Genomic DNA, 25,671 nt, shown 5'->3' with positions numbered 1-25,671 from the left:
TTAAAATAAAAGATATTGTTTTGAGTTATTTTCAAAAACATTTATTAATCACTAAGACATAAATTGACCAATTTTGAACCGAAAAAATTAAAGAATATTTGGACTATTGAAGATAGTATTTCGACTTATAACATAGACAAATGGGGAGATAAATATTTTTCTATAAATTCCAAAGGAAATATATCAGTAACTAAAGATATAAAATCTGAAAATAAGATAGATCTTTTTAAACTTGTCAAAGAGCTTAAGAGTAGAGAAATAAATCCTCCATTAATCATAAGATTTAATGATATCTTGAAAGATCGCTTAAATGCATTACATGACTCTTTTTTAAAAGCAATAAAAACCTATAAATATAAGAACATTTATCAAGGCGTTTTTCCTGTCAAATGTAATCAACAGAAAAATGTACTAGAAAAGATAATAGAGTTTGGTAGCCAATGGAATTTTGGTTTAGAAGTAGGAAGTAAATCAGAACTATTAATTGGCCTTGCACTTCTTGAAAACCAAAATTCATTATTAATATGCAATGGATATAAAGATAAAAAATATATTGAGATTGCTACTTTGGCCAGAAAACTCGGCAAAAATCCAATAATAGTTATTGAACAACGAGATGAAGTAAAAAGAATTATTCAAGCAGTTCAAGAACTTAACGCGACTCCATTGATAGGAATTAGAGCAAAGTTATCAAGTAAAAGTAGTGGGAGGTGGGGTAAATCTATTGGAGATAATTCCAAATTTGGATTATCAATCCCAGAAATTATGTTGACAATAAAAGAACTAAAAGAAGCAGATCTTATCAACGAAATGAAATTGCTCCATTTTCATATAGGCAGTCAAATAAGTGATATTGCTGTGATCAAAGACGCATTACAAGAAGCGAGTCAAATATATGTTGAACTGTGTAAGCTAGGAGCCCCAATGCAATATATCGACGTTGGAGGAGGATTAGGAATAGATTTTGATGGAACTAAAACCTCCTCCAACACCTCTACTAATTATTCTCTTCAAAATTATGCTAACGATGTAATTGCAACTATTAAGGATTCATGTGAAATAAATAATATCAAGCATCCAACCATAATCTCAGAAAGTGGAAGAGCAATAATTAGTCATTGTTCAGTTTTGATTTTTAATGTCTTAGGAACAAGCCATGTCAGTTCCAAACTACAAATTGTTGATAAAAAAAATCAACAATTAATAATTTCAAATTTACTTGAAACTTTCTACGAATTAAAAAAACTTAAAAATAAAAAAATAAATTTATCTCAAATCATTGAACTATGGAATGATGCAAAAAAGTTTAAAGAAGATTGCTTAGTCGCTTTTAGATTAGGATTTTTAAGTTTAGCAGAAAGAGCTTATGCCGAAGAACTTACTTGGGCTTGCGCAAAAGAAATTTCCAATAACCTGAATAATGATGAAATCAATCACCCTGATTTATCTGAAATTACAGAAACTTTAGCATCAACTTATTATGCAAATTTATCTATCTTTAAATCTATTCCCGATAGCTGGGCAATAAATCAGATTTTTCCAATAGTACCAATACATAGGCACTTAGAGGAGCCGTTCTGCAAAGGCAACTTTGCAGATTTAACTTGTGATTCAGATGGGAAACTAAATAATTTTATTGATGATGGAGAAATTAAATCATTACTAAATTTACATAAGCCAGAGGAAGATAAAGATTATCTAATTGGAATTTTTATGACTGGAGCCTATCAAGAAGCACTAGGAAACTTGCACAATTTATTTGGCAGTACAAACGTTGTTCATATAGATATAAATCAAGATGATTCATATAAGGTCAAAAATATTATTAAAGAGGACAGTAAATCTGAAATTTTACAATTATTAGATTACAGTTCAGCTTCTTTGGTCGAATCTATAAGAATTAATACTGAATCAGCAATTGATCAAAAAAAATTAACTATTGAAGAAGCAAGGAAATTAATGGATCAAATCGAAATTAGTCTCAGAAAAAGTAGTTATTTATCAGAATGACTATCTAATGTTTTTATGCAAATAATTTTTAGCATAATCTAAAGCATCACTTAACTTATCAATATCTTTAGCACCTGCTTGAGCAAAGTTAGGCTTTCCTCCTCCACCTCCCGAACAAATTCTTGCAATCTCATTAATTAATTTACCTGCATGCAATCCTATTTTTACTGCATCATCACCTAAAGAAACCACAAATAACAACTTTCTATTTTCTGGATTTGGTATTCCCCCAAGAATCACTATTGCTTTATTTCCCAAATGAGAAGTTAAATTAAGTGCTGCAGATTGCAAAGAATTCCCATCTAAGCCATCAATCTGATTTACTAAAATTGAAAAAGAATTTACTATTTCTGCGGATGATTTTATGGAAGAGTATTTAAAATATGCAATTTCATCTTTCATTTTTTGTATCTCTTTATTCTTATTAATAAGCTCTGCTTGCAAATTATTAACCCTTTCAAAAAGTTGATTAGGATTTGCTTTTAACAAATCACTTAGTTGATTTACTAAAGCATTTCTATCACTGAAATAGTCGAATGCTGATTGGCCTGATAATGCTTCGATCCTTCTTACTCCGGCTGAGATGCCTTCCTCACTAATTATTTTGAAAGAGCCTAATTCGGATGTAGTTTTAACATGTGTGCCACCACAAAGTTCCATTGAAACTCCTGGCACATTAACAACGCGTACTTCGTCATCATATTTTTCTCCAAACATGGCCATTGCCCCCTTTTCAAGAGCCTCACTCTTAGACATATTTTTTATTTCTAGGATATGATTTTCCATAATCCAAGAGTTAATTAGACTCTCAATTTTAGAAATTTGATCTTTAGAAATAGGATTAGAAGAATTAAAGTCAAATCTTAATTTATTAAAGGCTACTAATGAACCTTTTTGTCCAACACTTTCATCAACAATTGATTTGAGAGCAGATTGCAATAAATGCGTAGCTGTATGATTTGCAGCAGCCTTAGCTCTATGTGAGGATTTGACATTAGTCTTAACTTTTTGTCCAATAGTTAATATTCCTTTTTTGATAGTTCCATAATGTAAAAAAACATTTTTCTTTCGAATAACATTATCAACTAAAACCTCTACATCTTTTGAAAATATCGTTCCAATATCACCAACTTGACCGCCAGATTCTCCATAAAAAGTTGTCTGATCAAGAACAATTAAAACTTTCTGACCTTCACTTGCTTGATTAACTAATGTTGAATCCAAGAATATACCTTTTATTTCAGCTTCCGAAAGAAGTGAATCATAACCATTAAAAACAGTTTTGTTAAAAAGATCTATTTCTCGCTCTAATGATCCCTCCAATGTCAAATCAATATTACTTGAAGCAGCTTTCGCCCTCTCTTTTTGTGCATTCATTTCTTCTTCAAAACCCTTTACATCTACACTGATACTATTTTCTTCAGCAATTTCTACAGTAAGTTCTAGAGGAAATCCATAAGTATCATAAAGTTCAAAAGCTTTAAAACCAGAAATTAATTTTTTTCCTGAAGAAATTAACTCCTCTAGCAATTTCTCTCCCCTTTCAAGAGTTTCCCTAAACCTTACTTCTTCAATTTTTATCTCATTCAAAATTAAATCAATATTATTTTTTAAATCAGGATAATTATTTTGCATTAAATTGATCCCGACAGTAGCAATATGGGGTAAAAATTCATTTGTTATGCCTAATAATCTCCCATGTCTAACCATTCTTCTAATAAGCCTTCTTAATATATACCCCCTGCCGAGATTACTTGCTGCTACTCCATCAGAAATTAAATGAATAACAGCTCTTGTATGATCTCCAATGATTTTTAAAGAAATTTTGTTTTTATCATGTGAAGAAAAATAATCAATATTTGCAATCTCACACGTTTTTTGAATGATAGGAAAAATTAAATCTGTCTCATAATTATTTTGCTTTTCTTGCAAAATTTGAGCCATCCTTTCAAGGCCCATTCCTGTATCAATATTTTTAAATTTTAAATCTGTCAATTTTCCATTAGGATCGCGATTATATTGCATAAAAACAAGATTATAAAATTCAATAAAACGATCTCCATCTTCTAAATCGATATTCTGCAGACCTTTTTCAGGATAAAAATCATAATAAAGTTCTGAACAAGGGCCACATGGGCCTGTTTTCCCAGAAGACCAAAAATTATCTTTCTCGCCTAGTTTTACTATCCTTTCTGGATGAATACCAATTTCATCTCTCCAAATTTTTACAGACTCTCCATCTTCGTGAAAGACACTCACAATTATATTTTCAGCTGAAAGTTGATAAATATTAGTAACTAATTCCCAAGCCCACTGAATTGCCTCTAGTTTAAAATAATCTCCAAAAGAGAAATTACCAAGCATTTCAAAAAAAGTGTGATGTCTGGCTGTAACTCCAACGTTTTCTATATCGTTTGTTCTAATACACTTTTGGCTAGATGTAGCCCTTTTAGATGGTCTTTCTTTTAAACCTAAAAAAACTGGTTTAAAAGGTAGCATTCCAGCAATTGTGAGCATAACCGTAGGATCATCTGGAATTAAAGATGCACTTGGAATGATTTTATGTAATTTTTCACTGTAAAATTTTAAAAAAGCACTTCTTATTTCATCTCCAGTAACTATTTTTTTTATTAGTTGAGATGTCATTTATCCAGAATAAAAAGAACAAAAAATTAAAGAAAAGCGTAATTTCGGTTATTTCGCAAGAATAATCACGCGAATTTATATTCTACATAACTAAAGTTATTCTATAACGCGATTTGTCCTATGCTAGCCTCTGCCCAGACAAGTAATTCTAAATTGGCACAAATAAATAACAAGTTGACCGTTCAATCTCAAAACTTTACTGATGATTCTTGTGCCATAAGATCTTTGGATTGGGATCGCAGTAGATTTGATATTGAATTTGGCTTAAGAAATGGAACAACTTACAATAGTTTTATAATTAAAGGCGAAAAACTAGCAATTATTGATACTAGTCATGCAAAGTTCGAGGAATTATGGTTTGAAGAATTACTCAAAAAGGTAAATCCACAAGAAGTAGATTATCTAATTACAAGCCATACAGAACCTGATCATTCTGGTTTAATAGGTAATCTTTTAGAATTAAACCAAAATATCATAATCGTTGGATCAAAATTAGCTCTTAAATTTATTGAAGACCAAATACATATTCCCTTTAAGCGTCTAGAAGTCAAAAGTGGAGAATTTTTAAATCTCGGAACTAATCCTAATAGCGGTTTAGAACATAATATTGAATTTATAAGCGCACCAAATTTACATTGGCCAGATACAATTTTTTCATATGACCACAGCACTCATGTTCTCTACACATGCGATGCATTTGGACTCCATTATTGTTCTGAAGAATTTTTTGACACTGATCAAAAAGAAATATATGATGATTTTCGTTTTTATTACGATTGCCTAATGGGTCCAAACGCTAGAAGCGTTCTGCAGGCAATTAAAAGAATAGATAAGCTACCTGAATTAAAAACTATAGCCGTAGGTCATGGGCCATTGCTTCATAATCAAGTTAATTTTTGGAAAGGGAAATATCTAGAATGGAGTAGCAATAAAAGCAAAGGTAATGATTTTGTATCGGTCTGCTATATAAGCGACTATGGTTATTGTGATCGACTAAGTCAATCAATATCTCATGGAATAAGTAAAGCAGATGCACAGGTCCAATTAATTGATTTAAGATCATCTGACCCCCAAGAATTAACAAGCTTAATTTCGGAATCAAAAGCAGTAGTCATACCCACATGGCCAGTAAATTCAGATAATGAATTAAAAGAATCTCTTGGTACTTTATTTGCAGCGCTAAAACCAAAACAATTTACAGCTATCTATGATGCATTTGGTGGAAATGATGAACCAATAGATTCTTTAGCAAATAAATTAAGAGAACTTGGACAAAAAGAAGCTTTCTCTCCTTTAAGAGTTAAAAACATTCCAGATCCTATTGTTTATCAACAATTCGAAGAAGCTGGAACTGACTTGGGTCAATTGATCAACAAAAAGAAAAATATTGCCTCTATGAAAAGCCTTGATTCAAATTTAGATAAAGCTTTAGGTAGGTTAAGTGGAGGATTATATGTAGTTACATCGAGCCAAGGAGAAGGTTCAACATTTAGACAAAGTGCGATGGTAGCTAGTTGGGTTAGTCAAGCAAGTTTTTCTCCACCAGGTATTACAGTTGCTGTAGCAAAAGATAGAGCCATTGAATCATATATGCAAGTTGGCAAAGGTTTTGTTGTGAATATCTTGAGAGAAGATAACTATCAAAAAATGTTCAGACATTTTTTAAAAAGATTTGCTCCAGGAGCTGATAGATTTGCTGATGTAGATATAATTAGCAACATCGCAGAGGGAGGACCAGTCCTCTCAGATTCACTTGCCTTTTTAGATTGTAAAGTGAGCTCCAGATTAGAAACTCCAGATCATTGGATAATTTACGGAATTGTCGAAGATGGCAATGTCTCAGATTTGTCATGCAAAACAGCTGTTCATCACAGGAAAGTTGCCAATCACTATTAGAAAAATAATTTTTAAAAATGATCGAAATTCATACAAGCTTACTATTAAAAAATCAAAACTTATCAAAATTTGAAATTACCGACAATTTTACTTGTATCCGATTTTTAGACCACAATAAAGAAAAATTTGAACTTGAATTTAATCTCGAAAAAGGAACCTCTTTTAACACTTTTTTAATAAGAAATAATGAAGAACTTTTTATTATTCATCCACCTGAAAAGCAATATTTAAATTCATTTAATGAGATAATCTTTAACGTTTTTAATCAATATAAATTAAAAAAAATTAACGTCATATCTGGACATATCAATCCACAAATTATTGAAACTATAAAAAATATAAGTACCCAATTTCAAAACACTACTATTACTTGCTCTAATCCAGGTTATAAACTTATTAGCGAACTTTGGAATCAAAGAAATCCTACCTTAAAAAACTTTGTTGAAATTAAATTACCTGAAATAAACATAATCAAAAAAGAACTTAATTTAGAATTAGATAACATTTCATTGGAGTTGGTTCCTATTCCAACAGCACGTTGGCCTGGGGGTTTGATAATTTATGAACGTAATCAAGAAATACTTATAAGTGAAAAAATTTTCTCGGCTCATATTGCATCTGAAGATTGGTCTGAAACAAATCGAGTTAGTACAGAAATTGATAGGAAACATTTTTATGATTGCTTAATGGCACCTATGTCTAATCAAGTAGTATCAATAACTGAAAAAATTGCAGATTACGACATTAAAACTATTGCACCGTTACACGGTCCCGCTATCGAATATAGCTTAAAGAGCTTTTTAAATGACTACATTAGATGGGGCGAAAATCTCACAACAAATAATCCTAAAATCGCTCTGATATATGCAAGTGCATATGGAAATACAGCCTCAATAGGTGATGCATTAGCTAAAGGTATAAATAGAACTTCAGTTGAAGTCGAAAGTATTAATTGTGAATTCACGCCTAATGATGAACTTATAAAATCTATCCAAAATGCCGATGGATATTTAATAGGATCTCCCACACTAGGTGGTCACGCCCCAACTCCTATAGTCAGCGCACTTGGAACATTGTTATCAGAGGGTAATAGAGATAAACCGGTAGGGATTTTTGGTAGTTTTGGCTGGAGCGGGGAAGCAATTGATTTACTTGAATCAAAACTAAAAGACGGTGGTTTTAAGTTTAGTTTTGACCCTATAAGAATTAAATTCAGTCCAAATAAACCCAAGATTAAAGAGTTAGAAGAAATAGGAACTCACTTTGGGAGAAAAATTATAAAAAAGGCAAAGAAAAAACCCAGAAAGTCAGATACAGGAATGATAACAAGCAAAACGGATCCAAAGTTACAAGCTCTTGGAAGGGTAATTGGCTCACTTTGCGTTCTAACTGCATCCAAAGGAAAAGATGAGAACAATATCAGAGGGGCTATGCTTGCATCTTGGGTTAGTCAAGCAAGTTTTTCCCCGCCTGGATTAAGTATTGCAGTAGCAAAAGATAGATCGGTAGAGTCTCTCCTTCAAATTGGAGATTCTTTTGCTTTAAATATTTTAAGTGAAAAAGATTTTAAAGAACCTTTGAAAAGATTCACTAAACCCTTTTCTCCAGGAGAAGATAGATTTGAAGGATTAAATATTAAATTAACGCCTAATGAACAGATAATTATTCCAGATTCTCTAGCATGGTTAGATGCTTCTGTAAAAGAGAGAATGGAATGTGGAGATCATTGGGTGATATACGCCGAAGTCCTTCACGGTAATATATTAAAATCCGATAGTTTAACAGCAGTGCATCACCGTAAAACTGGTGCTAACTATTAAATTTATTTATTTAATTTATGACTGAATCAAAAGATCTAATAATCATTTCGGCTAGTTGCGGTAAAAATCTAGAACTTTCTGAAAAATTTCTAGAAAAAAGTATTGAAATGAAAGTAAGTTCTGAAATTTTGGATCTTACCACTCTTGACATTCCACTATTTAATCCACGAATTCACAGTAAAGAAAATATTCCAGCTGAAATAAAAGAAATTAAAAAAAAGCTTTTCGCGATTAAAAAATGGGTGATTTGTGCTCCTGAATATAATGGATCTATACCTCCTATTCTCTCTAACTTCATAGCGTGGCTCTCTATTTCGGGAGATGACTTTAGAAATTTATTTAATGGTCAACCAATTGCAATCGCAACATTTTCTGGCGGCATAGGCTTAGAATTACTTACTTCATTACGCATTCAACTAGTGCATTTAGGAAGCCAGGTATTAGGGAGACAACTTTTATCTTCATATAGTAAACCGATAGATACCAAAACTATTGAAGATATTATTCAAAGACTGTTACAAATGAAAAGATTAAGAACATAAACTTTAAAACTTAAAATTAATATCATTTTTTTTCATTCCAAACTTTTAATATTTCTCTTGCCATAGGAAGTGCATGAACGGAGCCTCCACCAGGAGTATTTTGTGCAAATGCAACTACAAGCAATTCACTATTTTCAGAAGGAGTAAAGCAAACAAACCAAGCATGATCCAAACCACCTTCACCATCTTCGGCAGTTCCAGTTTTACCTGAAACTGGAGGTAAATTTGATACTCCGTAATTCATTGATACGCCTGTACCTGATTCTACTACTTTCCTGAGACCACTTTTTATCAATTGAATATTTTTAGGATCAATATCAATTTTAATAGGTGTTTTATCAGAAAAATCATCTCCATCTTTTTTAGCTAAATGAGGTTTAACTAAATAACCTCCATTTGCAACCGCAGCATATGCTCTAGCTATTTGGATAGGAGTAACTTGAACTACAAATTGACCAATAGACATACTCGCAATATCTTCAGGAACCCAAGGAGTTCTGCCTGGCTCTCCCCATCCCCTACCATTTTTAGCCCATTGACTACTAGCTACTAATCCTATATTCTCTTGTTCAGAAATTTCAATTCCAGATAAAGAACTAAAACCAAGCTTTTTTGAGACCTTATTAATTTCATCAACGCCTACACCATATCCGACCTGATAAAAAAATGTATTACTTGAAACTCTCAAAGCATCTTCATAACCTATCACTCCAAATCCTAAATCATTATGCTCTCTAAAACATTGGCTCCCATAAGTGATACATGGTTTTGTCTCAAGCAAAATCTCACGCGGAAATTTACCACTTTCCAAGCCAGCTAAAGCAGTTACGATTTTCCAAACACTTCCTGGATCATAAGCATTTAATGCTCTATTAAAAAGAGGTTTTTCAGGAGAATTAAATAACTTATTATATTCTTTTGCAGGCTTAAAATCCTTTGAAAAAAAATTCAAATCAAAAGTTGGACTACTTGCCATTGCTCTTATTGCACCATCTCTTGGATCCATAACTATTATCGCTCCAGCTTTTTTATCTTTAAGAACTTCCTCGGCAACTAATTGCAAATTAATATCAATGGTCAATTCAATATCTTTTCCTTGTTTTGGAGGTTTTATACCCAAGGATCTTTGAAATTTACCTAAAGAATTTACTTCAACCATTTCTCCACCCCATTCACCTCTTATAAAATCTTCGTAAACATGTTCGATTCCAGTTCTCCCTATCAGATCATTTAATTTATAACCCTTTTTAGATAAAAACTTATATTCTGATTCAGTAATTGGCTGAGTATAACCAATTACATGAGCAGCAACTGATCGATAAGGATAATTTCTAATTAATCTCGTAGCTATGTGAAAACTTAGTAAATCATCTTCATTTTCCTTAAATTTAATTAATTGATCTATATTTAAATCATCAAGAATAGTTACTGAAAGTTTTTGATTATTTAGGCCATCAAGATATTTTTTTTGAATTAAGTTGCTATCAATATTTAAAAATTCAGAAATTTTTAATTTATGCTTTTCCCAATTGCTTTTATTAATAGATTGAGGCTTTATTATTAAGGAATATTTAACTCTACTATCTGCTAAAACATGACCACTTTTATCGAGTATTCGACCACGTATTGGTTGCGAAGCAATTAGTCTAATCCTATTCTCATCTGACATTTCTTTAAAAGATTCATAATTTAAAAGTTGCAAAAAGATTAACCTAAATAAAATCAATAAAAATGAAATAGAAGAAAAAATGAGTAAGACTAAAGGTTGTCTTTTTAATGAAATAAGTTTTTTATTAGGACTAGTTTTTACCAAAAATATAAATTTTATTTAAATATTATTTTTTCCAATAAAGCTATGGTTGTTTTAATTTCTTTAAGTCTAGTTGATAAATTGTTATAATCACTCTCTTCAGTATTTCGATGAAAGTTATTATTTTCAGTATTATTTGAAGTCAAATTTTCACTCATAAACTTATGATGTTTAAATTCATTATTTCATTTAATTCAATTTTAAATAAAAAATTTATTTTTTCAAAATAATATAAATAATTTATTTTGATACTGAAAAATACCATAACCAAATTAATTTGATTGATTTATGTTTTGTTCAAAATAAGGATTACAACTATTTTTTGATATTCCTAATGACCATCCAATGAATGATGAGATAAATATAGTAACTATTAATGGCAAAACAGCCTTTTGAGTATTTTCAAGACTAAACCATTCCCTCCAACTACTAAAAAACCTTTCTCTTTGAAATTTTCTTTTTTCATTTTCTAATAATCTCGCTTTTTTAGCGAAAGATTTTGTAACCCACTTTTCAAAAGGAATTTTTTTTATGACCGCCATTTTTCTCTCAATCTCTAGTAACTGACCTGAACTAAGAGAAGGATGAAATGTACTTATCAATTCAAGAGTTTTTAAAAACATCTCAACAGTTGCATCTTTTATAAGCTTTTGCTCAAGACTTAAATCAACCCACTCTATTTCTGGATAAAAACGATTTCTATTAGGCTGAATTTGCTCCTCTGACATTTGCCCAGGTTCGCGAAGCCATCTATTGGTATTTTCGTCGAACCTCCGCCAATATAAAAATGGATTAATAAAAATTGTTTTACCAGCAACTTTAACTACATCTTGTTGAAGATGATTAGTTATCTTTCTTTCAGAATTTTTAGATTTTATCAAAAGTCTAATTTTTATATTCTAATTAAAGATTATCTTTTATTCACTATTTTTCCAGAAATTAAAAAAAAATTCATTGAGTGTCAAGTTATCGATAACTGCCAACGCCTTTTCAAATAATTACAATATTCACAATTTACTGATGGTTTAGGGAATGTATCCGAACGTAATAAATTGACTGTATCAATTATCTTTTGTTCTACCCATGTTGTATCACAATCTAATCTAATTAGATGTACATCAAAATTTAATTGATTATTAAACAGCTTTTCATTTTTCTTGCCATTAAAGTATAAAAGATAAGCTTCTTTGGCAACGTTAAAACCGTTTTTTTTAAATAACCACTGATACATTTCCAATTGTCTCTTATAAGCTTTTGCATATTCGTATTTATTAAAAGTCTCTGACCAATCAAAATGATTTCTTGATGTTGCTTTTACATCAACAATAATAAGATCACCATTTTTTTTCTGCCAAATATCATCTACAGCTCCGCCGAAATCATAATGATGTTCCTTTGACTTATACCTTATCCCTCGAAAATTACTTCTCCAATATTCTAGACTTTTGTGTTTAAAAGGGACAGCATCAATACCATGTTCAATCAACAAAGGATGTGGCTCCTGAATGCCTCTATAATAATCAAATTCATTCTTACATAAATTATCCACAGCAATATTTAATGTGAAAGGTAATGAGGGTGGATTTATTTTATATTTTTTATCAAGCACACAACATCTAGGACAGCTAAGATATTTTTCTACAGTAGATCGACTTAATTTAATAATCTCACTCATTACGTTTTAAATGTCATTTATAGAATTTCATTTTTATATAAGAGTCATAAATATTTTTAAAATTTTTATAACTTACTCCCACTCTATAGTACCAAGAAATAAGGCAGTCATAAACGTAGTGATACCAACATGTTTGAACCCATAATAACACACATTTTCCTGAGGGAAACCTGAGGGAAACCTCTTTTTAGGCAGATTGTATTTAATAAAAACTCAAAATTAATTACTCAGTCACAGTAAATTAAACAATTTTGATTTGTTGGATGTTCTCTACATTCTTTATCCCAAAAGTTTTGAAACTCAGGGGTACATTTCTCAAGTTCTTGTGGAGTCTCATTCAAGTTTAACCCTGCATAATTAAATGCTGTTAGGTATCTTGGAAGGACATTGAATTGATTGAATAGTTTCATAAGACCTCCTAGATCTATATCTATATTGTCCTCCTATTAACTTGAAATTCATAGAGTATTATTACCCGAGTAGAAATGCTTTGGGGTATCATCAAGAATTTTCATAAAACCAAACTATCATTTATAGAATTAATGAGAAGAAAAATTATCCTTGATATTTAATGTTGCGACTTCTTCCTTTACCGATTTTTATTAGCATTTATCTATTCTCTTACTGGAGATGTCGACAAAATATTGCTGCTAGTGATAAGCAACTCAAACCGTGCATTGATTGGGCATATTTAAAAAATTTACCTCTTCCTAAAAAACCTTCCTTTATTGAGTTTTATATTGTTTATGTTTCTTCTTTTTTTAAATTTCCCTTTGGGATAATTATTCAACAACTACCTTTCTCAAAGAAAGTAAGATACTACGAAAGAGAAATGAAATTAATATTTGATAAATGGAATTTAGAAAAAATTAAAAAAATAAAAAACTAATTTACTAAGGTGTAGAAAAATTCAAAACTCTACGATTTCTTTATAGTGACAAAATTTTTAGTCTGAGGGAAACCTCCTTTTTGTTTCTATAACTGGATATTGACCCTATTGACTATTCCCACTCAATAGTTCCTGGAGGTTTGCTTGTAATATCATAAACAACTCTATTGACTGAATCTACTTCATTAACGATTCTATTCGAAATTCTTTCTAAGATTTGAAAAGGAATTTTTGACCAGTCTGCGGTCATACCATCTTCACTAGATACACAACGTAGAACTATTGGCCATGCATAAGTCCTTTTATCTCCCATAACTCCTACAGTTTTAACCGGTAACAATACTGCAAAAGCTTGCCAAATATCATTGTAAAGTTCCGCTTTTTTAATTTCGTCTCTTACTATCCAGTCTGCATCTCTTAAACAATCAAGTTTTTCATTAGTCACTTCTCCTAAAATTCTTATAGCTAACCCTGGCCCTGGGAATGGATGCCTTTTTATAATTTCATCCGGCAAGCCTAAAGCAGCTCCCAATTTTCTTACTTCATCCTTAAAAAGTTTTCGTAATGGCTCTACTAATTTAAACTGTAAATCTTTTGGTAATCCCCCCACATTGTGATGACTCTTTATTTTTACAGCTATTCTCTCACCTGTCTTAGGATCAATGTTAGTACCGGCACTTTCAATAACATCAGGATAAAGAGTACCTTGTGCTAGGTACTGAAAAGGTCCCAATCTATTACTTTCTTCTTCAAATACTCTTATAAATTCTTCACCAATAATTTTCCTTTTTTGCTCGGGATCGGTTATCCCTTTTAATTTAGCGATAAACCTTTCCCTAGCATTGATATATTCAACCTTAATATGAAATTTCTTATCAAAAAAATTCATTAAAAATTCAGGTTCACCTTTTCTCATGAAACCTTGGTCTATAAACATGCATGTAAGCTGTTTCCCAACCGCTTTATTAAGCAAAAAAGCAAGAGTTGAAGAATCAACGCCTCCTGACAAGGCAAGCAAAACTTTCTTATTGCCAACTTGCTCTCTGATTGTCGGAATTGTCTCCTCTAAAAAGGTTTCTGTTGTCCAATCATCTATACAACCAGAAATTTTGTAGACAAAATTTTTAATTACTGTCATTCCATAATCTGAATGAATAACTTCAGGATGAAATTGTACTCCATATAATTTTTTTCTATCATCTGAGATAGCTGCATGAAGTGTATTCTCGGTATGCGCAATTTTATTAAATCCATCAGGCAAACAATTTATTGAATCGCCATGACTCATCCACATTGTCGATTTATCTTTTACGTTAGAAAAGAGATCACTTTCTAAATCTATATTTATTGGAGCTCTCCCGTACTCAGCTTTTTTAGTTGCGGAAGTTACAGATCCTCCAAGTTCTTTAACCATTAATTGCATTCCATAGCAAATACCAAGAATGGGAATACCTAGATCAAAAATTTGTTCACTACACTTAGGCGCATCTTCCTCATATACCGAATTTGGTCCTCCACTCAAAATTATACCTTTAGGATTAATGTCAAGAATATCCTTTATTGAAATATAGTTACTTACTACAAGAGAAAAAACATTAGCTTCCCTGATTCTTCTTGCAATTAATTCAGAATATTGAGATCCGAAATCTAAAATTAATATTGAAGGATCTCTTTCTTTGTTTAAAAATTTTTGACTCATGTATAAAAGTTAGCTTAATTTATTTACAAAAGCATAATCAATTAAACATTAATCTTTTTGAAAATAAGAAATATATTCATTTCCATTGGTTCCCGACCACCTTATTTTCCTTTTTCTATCAAAAATAATTGATGCAATTTTCATATCTGTTTTTACATACCTATTAACATATTCAAAAGAACGCGTTTCAATTGTATTTGATAATTTTTGGAATAATTTTTCAGCTGTAGATTTATCAAATCCTTCAAGAAATAATAAAGCATCTTCAACAGTATTAAAGTGAGATAATTTGACTATTATTTCAGGTGGTATTTTTTCTTTAACTGCTAAATAAACAAGAACCTCAATTCTTCCATCAGCTAAATGATTATGTGTATGAAATATACCGCCTGCTAATTTAATTAATTTTCCGTGATAACCAAAAAGAATTACTGTTTGAACATTTTTTATTGCAGCATCAACTATTAATGGTCCTATCCAGTTACCAACTTTTATAGTTGGCAAGTTTATTTTACAAGTTTTTGCCAAATTTAAGCCATTTTCACCAATAACAAAAACGACTTTCCCTTTGAAATCATTTTTAATTAACTTTGACAGCTTATTTTTTGCCTCTTCTAACTGATCAGGAGAAGCGCTCGAATAAGTCTCAGCAGAAGTTCCGATAATTGATAATCCATCTACAATACCAAATGACTTGTTACTAGTTCTTTCCGCTAAAAACTTCCCATTTGGGAAAATAATTTCTAAATTCAAATTAAAACCATCTGGAATAGTATCCAATAAATTTGCATATAAAACTTCTTTAGCAAAATCAGAAATGCTTATCTCATGTGTATTTTGATTAATACCCACACCAGATCCTGCAATAATATTTATTGAATTTGTTTGAGTAGGATTATCAAAAAAGATTTTTTCTAAAGAAACAATTGTCCATATTTCTAAGTTTTGTGTAACGTCAAGATCTAAACCAGATTTTGCAAAAGAAATTCCTAATGCATACGAATTATCTTTTATTAAACCAACAGAATGTATCTCGATTTTTATTTCTTTTTTTTCATTAGGAATTTTTATTAGTTCATAATTATCAAATGGAAACCCCAAGAGTTTCTTTAATGCTGATCTAGCAGCTCCTGCGACCCACAAAGGTAAAGAAAATCCTTTTTTCAAATCAAGTAATTGAAAAATACATAATGAGAACTAATCTAAGAATGACCTATTTAATAAAAAGTGGCCATACAACAAAAATTATCATTGATGATTCCTGGACCTACACCAGTTCCAGAAAAAGTTTTACACGCATTATGCAAGCATCCAATAGGCCATCGCAGTAAAGAATTCCAAACGCTCATAGAAAGTACCACTAAAAATTTAAAGTGGCTTCATCAAACTCAAAATGATGTTCTAACAATTACTGGGAGTGGAACTGCCGCAATGGAAGCTGGAATAATAAATACCTTAAGTAAAGGTGACAAAGTAATTTGTGGAGAAAATGGAAAATTTGGCGAAAGATGGGTAAAAGTTGCTCAGGAATTTGGATTGGAAGTAATAAAAATTGAGTCTGAGTGGGGCACTCCACTTAATCCAGAAGAATTCAAAAAAGTATTAGAAGAAGATAAACACAAAGAAATAAAGGCTGTCATTTTAACTCATTCTGAAACCTCCACAGGAGTAATTAATGATCTAGAAACTATAAGCTCATATATTCGAGAACATAACACAGCGTTATCTATTGTTGACTGCGTAACAAGTCTTGGAGCCTGTAATGTACCAACAGATGAATGGCAATTAGATATTGTTGCTTCTGGATCACAAAAGGGTTATATGATACCTCCGGGTCTTAGTTTTATCGCAATGAGCGAGAAAGCATGGGAAGCTGCTGAAAAATCTAATTTACCAAAATTTTATTTGAATTTAAAAGCCTACAGAAAAAGTCTTTTAAGTAACAGTAATCCTTATACACCAGCAGTTAATTTGGTTTTTGCTTTAGATGAAGCTTTAAAGATGATGCGAGATGAAGGCTTAGAAAACATTTTTCGCAGACATAATAAACATAAATTAGCTATTAGCAATGCAATAAAGACATTAAATCTAAAATTATTCGCTGATGAAAAATATTTAAGCCCTTCAATTACTGCAATAAACACAGGAGAAATAGATGCAGAAGAATTTAGAAAGATAATAAAAAATAAATTTGATATTTTACTGGCTGGTGGTCAAGATCACTTGAAAGGAAAAATATTTAGAATCGGTCACTTAGGTTATATAAATGATAGAGATATCATGACAATAATTTCGGCTATTAGTAAAGTTCTCCTTGATCTAGGAAAAATATCAGCTCAAGAAGCTGGTGCAGCATTAGTAATGGCATCTAAATATCTTGATTCAAAATGAGTTAAGTGCCTGGCTCTTCAACGTTTCCGCCTAATTCAACAATCTTCTTTCTTAGAAGAATTGATTTTTTTTCATCTCCATTAGTTTGAGCTATAGCTAGAGCAAACTCTAATTTTTCAAGCTGATGTCCACCCTCAATAAAAGATAATTTTTTCTTTATGTGGGTTCTATTAGCTTTATATGAAATTTGAGAAGACATAAAAGTTAATGCTTTTATAATATTATGCCAACAAAAAGGGACATTATGAGAGAAAAACAAAAATATAATTTGACTATATACCCAAGCAAAAAAAATTCTTTCTAATTATTATGTCCAAACATCTCTCAAATCTATGCCAAACATAAATCTTATTTTTTATTTAATTGCAGGTGGGGTCTTTGGAGCTTTAGCCCTAAAAACAGGTATACCTGCGGCTCCACTTGCAGGCGCTTTGATAGGCGCAAGCATACTTAGTATCAGTGGCAAAATCGATGTAGCAGAATGGCCAATTGGTACGAGAACTTTATTAGAAATTGGAATTGGAACAGTTATTGGTACATCCTTAACTAAAGACTCAATAGTTGATCTTCAAATCTTGTGGAAACCTGCTATTTTAATAACTTTTACTTTAGTTATAACGGGATTGACAGTTGGATTATGGACAAGCAGATTACTTAAAATAGATGTAATAACAACAATTCTAGGGGCTGCTCCTGGAGGTATTAGCGGCATGAGTCTGGTAGGTTCAGAATATGGAGTAGGAGCTGCAGTAGCAACTCTGCATGCAGTAAGACTGATTACAGTACTGTTAATCCTTCCACTAGTTGTGAAATGCTTAAATTTGTTTGGAGTAATTAAATCTTAAATTTATATAGACATATGCCTAAAAAAAGATATTTTTAAATAGAGGAAAAAGTTAAATGCAAAGATTCAAGCAGAAAAAACTAATACTTTTAACTTTAGGAATATTTACTCCTTGGACTTTTATAACATCCAAAGTAAATGCAAGTACATTTGGAGCAGAAATATTTTGTACTATGAGAGATGGTGGAAATGACCATGAAAGTAGCTGGGATGCAGCATATACATATATAAAAAAACAACGAGGAGGATTATTTAAAGTTTCACCCAAAAATGCAGCAGCGCAAATCACAGAAACAGTTATTAGAGAAAGAGAAAAGTTCGGATATTGCATTGAATATCTAGATAATCTTCATCCAAATAGAAAACTATTAAGAAATTTAGAAAAAGAAAAAGAGGCAAAAGAAAAAGAGGAAAAAGAAAGAGTTGATAAAAGAAAAAGATTAGAAAAAGAATTAGAAGAAACTAATGAAGATTTTACTCAAGAAAGCATTGATAGATATAGTTACTAAAAAGGTTTTCATAAAGAGAATACCTTTTAAATAAAATTTTGTAATTTTTTTTGTATCTATCAGCACTAAATTATATTTTTGAAGGTGAAATTCCACTAAAAAATTATAAAAAATATTGACTTTTAATATATACAAGCCATTATTTATTTAATTAAATAATCTGAATGCATATTAATGATGCGGTGTTTCTAGAGGATTTATGTCCTAAGTTCAGATTGAGGCAATGGCGAAAATCTATTCATAGATTTACTGGTAAAAGTTGTATATATTGTGGAAAACCATCCGAATCTATTGACCATGTTTTACCACGTAGTCAAGGTGGCTTAAGTACAACAGAAAACTGTGTACCAGCATGTCTTTCCTGTAATGGAGATAAATCAGATGAAAATGCTTTATATTGGTATAGACGACAAAAATTTTATGATCCGCGAAGAGCAATGGCCATTAGAGCATGGTTAGAAGGAGATTTACGATTAGCCATAAGATTACTACAATGGGCTAATCCCAATTTTAATATAATCAAAAACTACGAGAAAGATGAATCAGAATATAAAGCAGCTTGACTACCAAACATTACATGTTTTTTTAGAGTTATAACTTTCGCATATGTTTTCCAGCTCTTTTGGGGTCTCTGGAAATATTAAAAATGTCGAAAATACAGTGAGAAGAACAAATATTTTTTGATAGAATTTAGAATTAAATAAACTGATTTCTTTTTCTTTAAGATGAATACAACCTTCGTTAATTGAGAAAGTTTTTGATTTTAAATCAGATTTAAAAGCTGTTTTCATCATTAATTAATACATATGTACTACCTTAACGTCGAATGAATAACATCGCAAGTTCTCTGAGTGATAAAAATAAATTTCTAATCTTAGGATGTGGTTTTAGCGGTACTTTTTTTGCCAAGGCCATAAGGCAATTAGGTTGTACTGCTTTAACAAGTTCAAGATCTAGAGACAAAAATCCAAATAGTTTTGTCTTTAATAGTGAAAATAACATTATCCCAGATGAAAAGATTTTTGATGGAGTCACACATATTCTTAGCTGCATACCTCCCGACAAAAATGGCAACGATCCAGTACTGGGAAGTCTCAAAAAAAAGCTAAAAAGTTTATCCCTTGAATGGGTTGGATATTTGTCTACAACAGGAGTATATGGGAACACCAAAGGTGATTGGGTTTCCGAGACTGATCAACCAAACCCTTTTCAATATAGAAGTCACAAAAGGTTAAGTTGCGAGAAAGAATGGATTGAATCTGGATTACCAGTACAAATTTTTCGCTTACCAGGTATTTATGGACCTGGAAGATCCACTTTTGAAGCAATAAGAAATAAAAAAATTCGGGTTATCTCCAAAAAAAATCAAGTATTTTCAAGAATTCATGTTGCTGATATTGCAAATGCAATTATCTATCTGTTAGATAACAAAAATACCTTAAAGTTTCATCAAATTATTAATATTGCAGATGATGAACCTTGTTCTCAAATAGAGGTTATTCAATATTGCTACGATTTACTTAGTTTAAAAATGCCACAACCAATATCATTTGAGGATGCAAAAGAGGAATTATCACCAATCGCTCAATCTTTTTGGATGGAAAATAGAAGAGTTTCTAATAAACTTTTATGCGAAACCCTTGGGTATAAACTAATTTATAAAAACTATAAATTAGGCTTAAAAAATTGCTTTTTGAACATTTAAAAAATCAATTTAAAAACTTTTTATGAATTTCCAAAATATAAATAATAAATTTAAAATAATATTAAGTGTTGGAGATGAGTCTGGAATTGGACCTGAAATAATCTTAAAAGCTCTTTGCTCTAATGAGTTGCCTAAAAATATTGACTTTATATTAGTAGGTTCAAAAAATAATCTACAAAATACATATAAACACCTCAGATCTTTAGGTTTAGAAAACCTCGCAAATCCCAAAAATTTAAAGATTCACGATCTCGAAATTTCTTCATCTACGAATGAATCTAAATCAAGTTATGGAAATTCAAGTTTCTATTATTTAACAAAGGCAATTGAAATTGTAAAACGATATCCTAATTCAGCACTTGTAACTGGACCAATTTGTAAAAAATCATGGTGCTTAGCAGGTCATTACTTCTCTGGGCAAACTGAAGTATTAGCAAAAGCGTGCGGAATAAAAAATGTTGGAATGTTGTTCACCGCAAAGTCACCAATTACAGGTTGGAGATTCAATACTTTATTAGCTACAACGCACATTGCTCTTTCTGAGGTTCCCAAGAAATTAAATACAGAATTAATTTATTCTAAACTTGATCTTTTAAAAGATTTTTGTAATACCTACGTTGATCAACCTACTTTTAAAGTTGCCGGATTAAACCCTCATGCTGGCGAAGAAGGGATCTTGGGTAATGAAGAAAAAGACTGGCTCAATCATGCACTAATAGATTGGAATGCTAAGAATAAAAATATTAAATTATTAGGGCCTTTATCTCCAGATAGTTGCTGGAATTCTTCCGCAAAAGCTTGGAGAAACAAAAATGCTGAACGACATGACGGCATTCTTGCTATGTATCATGATCAAGGTTTAATACCAATGAAAGTTATCGCTCTCAATTACTCAGTAAATACCACAATAGGTTTACCTTTTATAAGAACATCTCCAGATCATGGAACGGGATTTGATATTGCCGGCAAAGGTATAGCTCAATCTCAAAGCATGGTTGAGGCTATAAAAGCAGCTGTAGAAATTACTAAAAATTCAAGACTGCTTAACACGCATTAAAACTTGACCAAATTCAACTGGCGTTCCATTTTCAACAAGAATCTCTACTATTTCAGCATTAAATTCAGACTCAATTTCATTCATCAACTTCATAGCTTCCAAAATACAAATAGTTTGACCAACCTTAATATTATTTCCTACTTCGACGAATGGATCCTCCCCAGGCGCTGCAGCCCTATAAAACGTCCCAACCATAGGAGAAGTAATTTCAGTGAGATCTGTACGCCCAGGAGGGGCTACCTGAGGCGCGTCAGGCTCATTAACTATCGGTGTATCGTTAATAGGTTTTTGATTAGTAATTGTTTGCCTATCAAATGAATTATTTGAAAGTAGATTATTGTTAGATTGATTTTGGTCAAACAAGTTTCTCTTTATTTCAAGTTTAAAGTCTTCTCCCTCTAGAGAAAATTCTTGAATATCACTTTTTGAGATTTTCTCTATTAAGTGATTTAAGTCTTCATGATCTAATTTCATAGCCATTAATTTTCACGTCCAAGATAACTATCGTTACGAGTATCAACCTTAATCATTTCTCCCACAGAAATAAATAAAGGAACCATAACTTGAGCACCTGTTTCCAGAATAGCTGGTTTTGTGCCCCCACTAGCAGTATCACCTTTTACTCCAGGATCAGTCTCTGTAACTTTTAAGGTAATTGATATAGGAAGTTCAACTTCTAAAACCTTACCATTATGAAAAATAACATTAACTTCCATTCCTTCTTTCAAATACTTTGCACCTTTACCTATTTGTTCAACAGAAAGTCTTGTCTCTTCAAAACTTGTCATATCCATAAAAACATAATCTCCTTGCTCCACATAAGTGTGTTGCAGGTTAGACTTCTCAAGGATAGCCTGCTGTACTGATTCTCCGGCTCGAAAAGTTTTTTCAACTACGTTGCCGCTTTGAACTGATTTTAATTTTGTTCGCACGAAGGCAGAACCCTTACCAGGCTTGACATGTAGAAATTCTACAACGCGCCAAACTTGTCCATCTAATTCGATAGTGGTTCCTGTGCGAAAATCGTTACTGGAAATCATTCCTGTATTACATCCCCAAGGATCATAAACCTGCAAGAGTGCTATGCAAAAATTCTTATCAAATCAGAACAAACTTTTCCTAAGTCTATTAATAATAATTTTTCAGGTTTTTCTATCAAAACCAATTGAAGTTCTAGCTGATTTACCTACTGGAAATGCAGTGAAAGACCCTAGCGCAATCCTCAGAAACGCACTCCCCATCAAGCAAGTTGAGTTACAAGAACTTCAACACAAATTGGAAGACACTAGTGACCTTGTAAGGGGAGGGAGATGGCCTGCTCTTACGAAAACTGTTACAAAATGTCAATCTTTGCTCAAAAAATATCAAAGTCGAATTATTAAAGATTTACCAAATGATAAACAAAATATTGCTGGAGAAACATTTTTAGAGCTCAAAGAAGATTTGAATAGCCTTCTAGATCATGCCAAATTAAAGGATAAATTCTCATTTGTAGCGACCCGAAAAGAAGCCTTAGACAAAATAGGTGGATTAGAAGAATATTTTCTACCAAATCAATTTCCCTATGCAATTCCTGATGAATTTGACAATCTACCAAGATTACTAGGTAGAGCAAAAGTTAATATAAAAACCTCAAAAGGTGATATGAAAGCTATTGTGGATGGATTTAATGCCCCTCTAACAGCAGGAGCATTTATAGATTTATCTACAAAAAATTTTTATAAAGATTTACCCATTAACAGAGCAGAAGAATTTTTTGTTCTACAAACAGGTGATCCAATTGGTGAAGCAATTGGTTATTTAGATCCTGAGACGAATGAAGAACGTCACGTTCCCCTCGAAATAAGGATTCCTAATGAAAATGATACTTTTTATAATCAAACATTTGAAGATTTAGGAATGTATACAGAGACACCAACATTACCTTTTGCAACACTGGGCACACTGGGATGGTCTCACTCAAATACAGCAGTTGATGATGGGTCGTCTCAATTTTTCTTCTTTTTGTATGAAGCAGAATTGAATCCAGCAGGTCGTAATTTAATCGACGGTAGAAATGCTGCCTTTGGCTATGTTGTTGATGGTTTTGATGTATTAGAACAGCTATCCAAAGATGACACAATCATCTCAATTGATGTTCTGGAAGGGATTGAAAACCTAAAATTAAATGCCTAAAGAATTATTAGAAGATATAGGGGAAAAAGAGCTCATCAATAGGCTAGGAAAATTTATGCCTAAGAACCAAATTTCAGATGATTGCGCTTTAATCAAAACTAAAAATGAAAATTTACTTGTTAATACTGATTCTTTGGTGGAAAATGTTCATTTCAATGACTTTACTATTTGCCCAGGGGACATTGGGTGGAAAGCAGTTGTAAGCAACATCTCTGACTTATTATCCAGTGGAAGCAAGAAAACTATAGGTATTACAATAAGCCTAGTTCTACCTGCTAGAACTGAGTGGAATTGGGTTGAAAAATTATACAAAGGAATAAATAAAGCATTGAAAGAATATGGCGGGGTGATTCTAGGAGGAGATTGCTCAAGAGGGGATGAAAAAATCATTTCAATTACGGCCTTTGGAGTTCAAGGTGAACTTGAATTACGAAGAAACGCTTGTAAACCTGGAGATATAATATTAACTACAGGAATTCATGGTCTCAGTAAACTAGGATTTTTGATACAAAATAAAATTAATTTCGATAATGAATTTTCTCTTAATAAAAGATTAATCATTAAATCTATTGAACATTTTTGTCGCCCTAGAGTTTACCCAAATTTTCTAAATAATCTCCTCAAAACTCGCTCCAATAAAAATATAAGGAGAATAGGATGTACTGATAGCAGTGATGGTCTATTTCAAGCCTTACAAGATTTAGCAATAGCAAGCAAATGTAAAGCAATTATTAATTATGAAAAAATGCCTAAAGATAAGGATTGGCCTAAAGGAGATAAATGGGACGAATATTATTTCTTTGGAGGTGAAGATTATGAATTAATTTTTTCATTGCCAAAAAAATGGGCAAATAATTTATCTAAACTTGATAAAAATATTAACGAGATTGGTTTTTTTGCTGATGGTGAACCATCAATAGAATTTAAAGATAATAAAAAAAACAAATTATTTAATAACACACCTTACAAACACTTTTAATTACTCCCAATTTTTAGCAACAATCTCTGCTAGATCTACAACTCTCTGACTATAACCCCATTCATTGTCATACCATGCAAGCACCTTTACAAGGTTATCTCCGATACACATAGTAAGGTCACTATCCACAATTGATGATTCATTAGTACCTGCATAATCGCTTGACACTAGTGGTTCATCTCCATACTTAATAATGCCCTTCATTGAGCTTAGAGATGCTTCCTTGAGAGCGTTGTTGACTTCTTCAGCTGTGACAGATCGAGAAGATTCAAAAACAAAATCTACTGCTGAAACGTTAGGAGTTGGAACTCTCATTGCAATTCCTGTTAATTTGCCTTTCATTTCTGGGTATACCAGAGCTACTGCTTTTGCAGCTCCTGTAGAAGTAGGAACAATATTAGTAGCAGCGGCTCTAGCCCTTCTTAGATCTCTATGACTATTATCTAAAATTCTTTGATCCCCTGTATAACTATGAATTGTAGTCATCAAACCTTTATTAATCCCAAAAGTTTGGTCTAAAACTTTAACAACTGGCGCTAAACAGTTCGTTGTACAACTAGCATTACTCAAAATATCATAATCTTTGTGTTTATATGTATCAGCATTAACTCCCACTACATAAGTACCAACACCATCGCCTTTACCAGGAGCAGTTAAGATGACTTTTTTTGCCCCTACATCTAAGTGCTTACTTGCACCTACGTCTGTATTAAATACTCCAGTAGATTCAATAACCAAATCTACACCCCAGTCTTTCCAAGGTAGATTCATTGGGTTTCTATCAGAGAAACATTTAATTGTCTTGTTATTAATTACAAAAGTATCATCAGTGTATTTAATATCAACACCATCAAGTTGACCAAGGACTGAGTCATACTTTAATAGATGAGCATTAGTCTTAGGATCTGAGGTAACATTAATTCCAACTACTTCGATATTGGTATAAGCTCCTCTACTAAGCCAACAACGCATAAAGTTTCGACCAATTCTACCAAAGCCGTTAATTGCAACACGCAAAGTCATA

General features: G+C 31.8%; 25 protein-coding genes. 13 read left to right on the top strand and 12 right to left on the bottom strand.

Annotated features, from left to right (window positions below):
- The first annotated feature begins 63 nt into the window (after positions 1-63).
- Positions 64-2,010 carry a biosynthetic arginine decarboxylase gene (gene speA / locus HA144_RS00235; RefSeq protein WP_209041394.1) on the top strand — a complete coding sequence of 649 codons (1,947 nt, stop codon included), beginning with the start codon at positions 64-66 and terminating at the stop codon, positions 2,008-2,010.
- Here the strand turns inward: speA and alaS are convergent, their stop codons facing one another.
- The gene (gene alaS / locus HA144_RS00230; protein WP_209041392.1) at positions 2,011-4,656 is read right to left on the bottom strand and encodes an alanine--tRNA ligase; all 2,646 of its coding nucleotides are present in this window, start codon (positions 4,654-4,656) and stop codon (positions 2,011-2,013) included.
- 120 nt (positions 4,657-4,776) lie between these two features.
- On the opposite strand from alaS, the gene HA144_RS00225 reads away from it, so the two are divergent.
- Genes HA144_RS00225 through HA144_RS00215 form a run of 3 tightly spaced genes read left to right on the top strand, consistent with a single transcriptional unit; the run spans position 4,777 to position 8,914 of the window.
- Positions 4,777-6,552: a diflavin flavoprotein gene (locus HA144_RS00225; RefSeq protein ID WP_209041390.1), complete on the top strand. Its 1,776-nt coding sequence runs from the start codon at positions 4,777-4,779 to the stop codon at positions 6,550-6,552.
- Positions 6,553-6,569: 17 nt separating this feature from the next.
- A complete protein-coding gene (locus HA144_RS00220) occupies positions 6,570-8,372 on the top strand; it encodes a diflavin flavoprotein (RefSeq protein WP_209041388.1) in 1,803 nt (600 codons plus the stop codon).
- A gap of 17 nt (positions 8,373-8,389) precedes the next feature.
- Entirely contained in the window at positions 8,390-8,914 is a 525-nt protein-coding gene (locus tag HA144_RS00215; protein ID WP_209041386.1) for an NAD(P)H-dependent oxidoreductase, read from the top strand.
- Positions 8,915-8,936: 22 nt separating this feature from the next.
- Here the strand turns inward: HA144_RS00215 and mrdA are convergent, their stop codons facing one another.
- From mrdA to HA144_RS00190, 5 genes are all read right to left on the bottom strand, one after another.
- Positions 8,937-10,616, bottom strand: coding sequence for a penicillin-binding protein 2 (gene mrdA, locus HA144_RS00210; protein WP_373921930.1), 1,680 nt, complete (start codon positions 10,614-10,616; stop codon positions 8,937-8,939).
- A gap of 122 nt (positions 10,617-10,738) precedes the next feature.
- Complete coding sequence (locus HA144_RS00205) at positions 10,739-10,882, bottom strand: hypothetical protein (RefSeq protein ID WP_209041381.1); 144 nt, start codon at positions 10,880-10,882, stop codon at positions 10,739-10,741.
- Between the two features lie 114 nt (positions 10,883-10,996).
- Positions 10,997-11,605, bottom strand: coding sequence for a hypothetical protein (locus HA144_RS00200; protein WP_209041378.1), 609 nt, complete (start codon positions 11,603-11,605; stop codon positions 10,997-10,999).
- An 80-nt stretch (positions 11,606-11,685) separates the two neighbouring features.
- Positions 11,686-12,399, bottom strand: coding sequence for a PD-(D/E)XK nuclease family protein (locus HA144_RS00195; protein ID WP_209041376.1), 714 nt, complete (start codon positions 12,397-12,399; stop codon positions 11,686-11,688).
- Positions 12,400-12,626: 227 nt separating this feature from the next.
- The gene (locus tag HA144_RS00190) at positions 12,627-12,809 is read right to left on the bottom strand and encodes a hypothetical protein (protein WP_162482323.1); all 183 of its coding nucleotides are present in this window, start codon (positions 12,807-12,809) and stop codon (positions 12,627-12,629) included.
- A 161-nt stretch (positions 12,810-12,970) separates the two neighbouring features.
- On the opposite strand from HA144_RS00190, the gene HA144_RS00185 reads away from it, so the two are divergent.
- Positions 12,971-13,288 (top strand): hypothetical protein, encoded by a 318-nt coding sequence (locus tag HA144_RS00185; RefSeq protein ID WP_209041373.1) that lies wholly within the window; start codon positions 12,971-12,973, stop codon positions 13,286-13,288.
- A 112-nt stretch (positions 13,289-13,400) separates the two neighbouring features.
- Here HA144_RS00185 and guaA read toward each other — a convergent pair whose 3' ends face one another.
- Positions 13,401-14,987: a glutamine-hydrolyzing GMP synthase gene (gene guaA / locus HA144_RS00180; RefSeq protein ID WP_209041370.1), complete on the bottom strand. Its 1,587-nt coding sequence runs from the start codon at positions 14,985-14,987 to the stop codon at positions 13,401-13,403.
- A 48-nt stretch (positions 14,988-15,035) separates the two neighbouring features.
- A complete protein-coding gene (cbiD, locus tag HA144_RS00175) occupies positions 15,036-16,154 on the bottom strand; it encodes a cobalt-precorrin-5B (C(1))-methyltransferase CbiD (protein WP_209041367.1) in 1,119 nt (372 codons plus the stop codon).
- An 87-nt stretch (positions 16,155-16,241) separates the two neighbouring features.
- Between cbiD and HA144_RS00170 the strand changes: the two genes are divergently transcribed.
- On the top strand, positions 16,242-17,378 hold the full coding sequence (locus HA144_RS00170; protein ID WP_209042508.1) for a pyridoxal-phosphate-dependent aminotransferase family protein: 1,137 nt from the start codon (positions 16,242-16,244) through the stop codon (positions 17,376-17,378).
- A 1-nt stretch (position 17,379) separates the two neighbouring features.
- Here the strand turns inward: HA144_RS00170 and HA144_RS00165 are convergent, their stop codons facing one another.
- Positions 17,380-17,577, bottom strand: a complete 198-nt coding sequence (locus tag HA144_RS00165; protein ID WP_209041365.1) for a hypothetical protein — start codon at positions 17,575-17,577, stop codon at positions 17,380-17,382.
- Between the two features lie 133 nt (positions 17,578-17,710).
- Between HA144_RS00165 and HA144_RS00160 the strand changes: the two genes are divergently transcribed.
- The 5 genes from HA144_RS00160 (at position 17,711) to pdxA (ending at position 21,493) form a co-directional block, all read left to right on the top strand.
- Positions 17,711-18,223 carry an AbrB family transcriptional regulator gene (locus HA144_RS00160; protein ID WP_209041363.1) on the top strand — a complete coding sequence of 171 codons (513 nt, stop codon included), beginning with the start codon at positions 17,711-17,713 and terminating at the stop codon, positions 18,221-18,223.
- Between the two features lie 55 nt (positions 18,224-18,278).
- Positions 18,279-18,731 carry a DUF6554 family protein gene (locus HA144_RS00155; RefSeq protein WP_209041360.1) on the top strand — a complete coding sequence of 151 codons (453 nt, stop codon included), beginning with the start codon at positions 18,279-18,281 and terminating at the stop codon, positions 18,729-18,731.
- A gap of 164 nt (positions 18,732-18,895) precedes the next feature.
- A complete protein-coding gene (locus HA144_RS00150) occupies positions 18,896-19,294 on the top strand; it encodes an HNH endonuclease (RefSeq protein ID WP_209041358.1) in 399 nt (132 codons plus the stop codon).
- 263 nt (positions 19,295-19,557) lie between these two features.
- Positions 19,558-20,436: an NAD-dependent epimerase/dehydratase family protein gene (locus tag HA144_RS00145; protein ID WP_209041356.1), complete on the top strand. Its 879-nt coding sequence runs from the start codon at positions 19,558-19,560 to the stop codon at positions 20,434-20,436.
- A gap of 22 nt (positions 20,437-20,458) precedes the next feature.
- Positions 20,459-21,493: a 4-hydroxythreonine-4-phosphate dehydrogenase PdxA gene (gene pdxA, locus HA144_RS00140; protein WP_209041353.1), complete on the top strand. Its 1,035-nt coding sequence runs from the start codon at positions 20,459-20,461 to the stop codon at positions 21,491-21,493.
- Here pdxA and accB read toward each other — a convergent pair.
- Positions 21,470-21,973, bottom strand: a complete 504-nt coding sequence (gene accB, locus HA144_RS00135) for an acetyl-CoA carboxylase biotin carboxyl carrier protein (protein WP_209041350.1) — start codon at positions 21,971-21,973, stop codon at positions 21,470-21,472. The two genes, pdxA and accB, sit on opposite strands and share 24 nt — an antisense overlap.
- Positions 21,973-22,533 carry an elongation factor P gene (gene efp, locus HA144_RS00130; RefSeq protein ID WP_209041347.1) on the bottom strand — a complete coding sequence of 187 codons (561 nt, stop codon included), beginning with the start codon at positions 22,531-22,533 and terminating at the stop codon, positions 21,973-21,975. The genes accB and efp overlap by 1 nt, the downstream gene beginning before the upstream one ends.
- 43 nt (positions 22,534-22,576) lie before the next feature.
- Between efp and HA144_RS00125 the strand changes: the two genes are divergently transcribed.
- Together HA144_RS00125 and thiL are read left to right on the top strand one after the other, a co-directional pair.
- Complete coding sequence (locus HA144_RS00125; RefSeq protein WP_209041345.1) at positions 22,577-23,668, top strand: peptidylprolyl isomerase; 1,092 nt, start codon at positions 22,577-22,579, stop codon at positions 23,666-23,668.
- Complete coding sequence (gene thiL, locus HA144_RS00120; RefSeq protein WP_209041343.1) at positions 23,661-24,647, top strand: thiamine-phosphate kinase; 987 nt, start codon at positions 23,661-23,663, stop codon at positions 24,645-24,647. Before HA144_RS00125 ends, thiL begins: the two co-directional genes overlap by 8 nt.
- Here thiL and gap read toward each other — a convergent pair whose 3' ends face one another.
- Positions 24,648-25,670, bottom strand: a complete 1,023-nt coding sequence (gene gap, locus HA144_RS00115; RefSeq protein WP_209041340.1) for a type I glyceraldehyde-3-phosphate dehydrogenase — start codon at positions 25,668-25,670, stop codon at positions 24,648-24,650.
- Position 25,671: the final 1 nt, after the last annotated feature.

It is taken from the genome of Prochlorococcus marinus XMU1404, assembly GCF_017696175.1.
GTDB lineage: Bacteria > Cyanobacteriota > Cyanobacteriia > PCC-6307 > Cyanobiaceae > Prochlorococcus_A > Prochlorococcus_A marinus_X.
This window is presented reverse-complemented; position numbering and strand designations above follow the sequence as displayed.

Excerpts from the sequence above, each read along its gene's own strand:
- thiL (WP_209041343.1), top strand. The coding sequence starts at position 23,661 with ATGCCTAAAGAATTATTAGAAGATATAGGGGAAAAAGAGCTCATCAAT.
- HA144_RS00145 (WP_209041356.1), top strand. The coding sequence starts at position 19,558 with ATGAATAACATCGCAAGTTCTCTGAGTGATAAAAATAAATTTCTAATC.
- alaS (WP_209041392.1), bottom strand. The coding sequence starts at position 4,656 with ATGACATCTCAACTAATAAAAAAAATAGTTACTGGAGATGAAATAAGA.
- HA144_RS00165 (WP_209041365.1), bottom strand. The coding sequence starts at position 17,577 with ATGTCTTCTCAAATTTCATATAAAGCTAATAGAACCCACATAAAGAAA.
- pdxA (WP_209041353.1), top strand. The coding sequence starts at position 20,459 with ATGAATTTCCAAAATATAAATAATAAATTTAAAATAATATTAAGTGTT.
- accB (WP_209041350.1), bottom strand. The coding sequence starts at position 21,973 with ATGGCTATGAAATTAGATCATGAAGACTTAAATCACTTAATAGAGAAA.
- HA144_RS00150 (WP_209041358.1), top strand. The coding sequence starts at position 18,896 with ATGCATATTAATGATGCGGTGTTTCTAGAGGATTTATGTCCTAAGTTC.
- HA144_RS00220 (WP_209041388.1), top strand. The coding sequence starts at position 6,570 with ATGATCGAAATTCATACAAGCTTACTATTAAAAAATCAAAACTTATCA.
- HA144_RS00185 (WP_209041373.1), top strand. The coding sequence starts at position 12,971 with ATGTTGCGACTTCTTCCTTTACCGATTTTTATTAGCATTTATCTATTC.
- efp (WP_209041347.1), bottom strand. The coding sequence starts at position 22,533 with ATGATTTCCAGTAACGATTTTCGCACAGGAACCACTATCGAATTAGAT.
- HA144_RS00170 (WP_209042508.1), top strand. The coding sequence starts at position 16,242 with ATGATTCCTGGACCTACACCAGTTCCAGAAAAAGTTTTACACGCATTA.
- guaA (WP_209041370.1), bottom strand. The coding sequence starts at position 14,987 with ATGAGTCAAAAATTTTTAAACAAAGAAAGAGATCCTTCAATATTAATT.
- HA144_RS00155 (WP_209041360.1), top strand. The coding sequence starts at position 18,279 with ATGCAAAGATTCAAGCAGAAAAAACTAATACTTTTAACTTTAGGAATA.
- HA144_RS00205 (WP_209041381.1), bottom strand. The coding sequence starts at position 10,882 with ATGAGTGAAAATTTGACTTCAAATAATACTGAAAATAATAACTTTCAT.
- HA144_RS00225 (WP_209041390.1), top strand. The coding sequence starts at position 4,777 with ATGCTAGCCTCTGCCCAGACAAGTAATTCTAAATTGGCACAAATAAAT.
- HA144_RS00125 (WP_209041345.1), top strand. The coding sequence starts at position 22,577 with ATGCAAAAATTCTTATCAAATCAGAACAAACTTTTCCTAAGTCTATTA.
- gap (WP_209041340.1), bottom strand. The coding sequence starts at position 25,670 with ATGACTTTGCGTGTTGCAATTAACGGCTTTGGTAGAATTGGTCGAAAC.
- HA144_RS00190 (WP_162482323.1), bottom strand. The coding sequence starts at position 12,809 with ATGAAACTATTCAATCAATTCAATGTCCTTCCAAGATACCTAACAGCA.
- HA144_RS00160 (WP_209041363.1), top strand. The coding sequence starts at position 17,711 with ATGCCAAACATAAATCTTATTTTTTATTTAATTGCAGGTGGGGTCTTT.
- HA144_RS00195 (WP_209041376.1), bottom strand. The coding sequence starts at position 12,399 with ATGAGTGAGATTATTAAATTAAGTCGATCTACTGTAGAAAAATATCTT.
- HA144_RS00215 (WP_209041386.1), top strand. The coding sequence starts at position 8,390 with ATGACTGAATCAAAAGATCTAATAATCATTTCGGCTAGTTGCGGTAAA.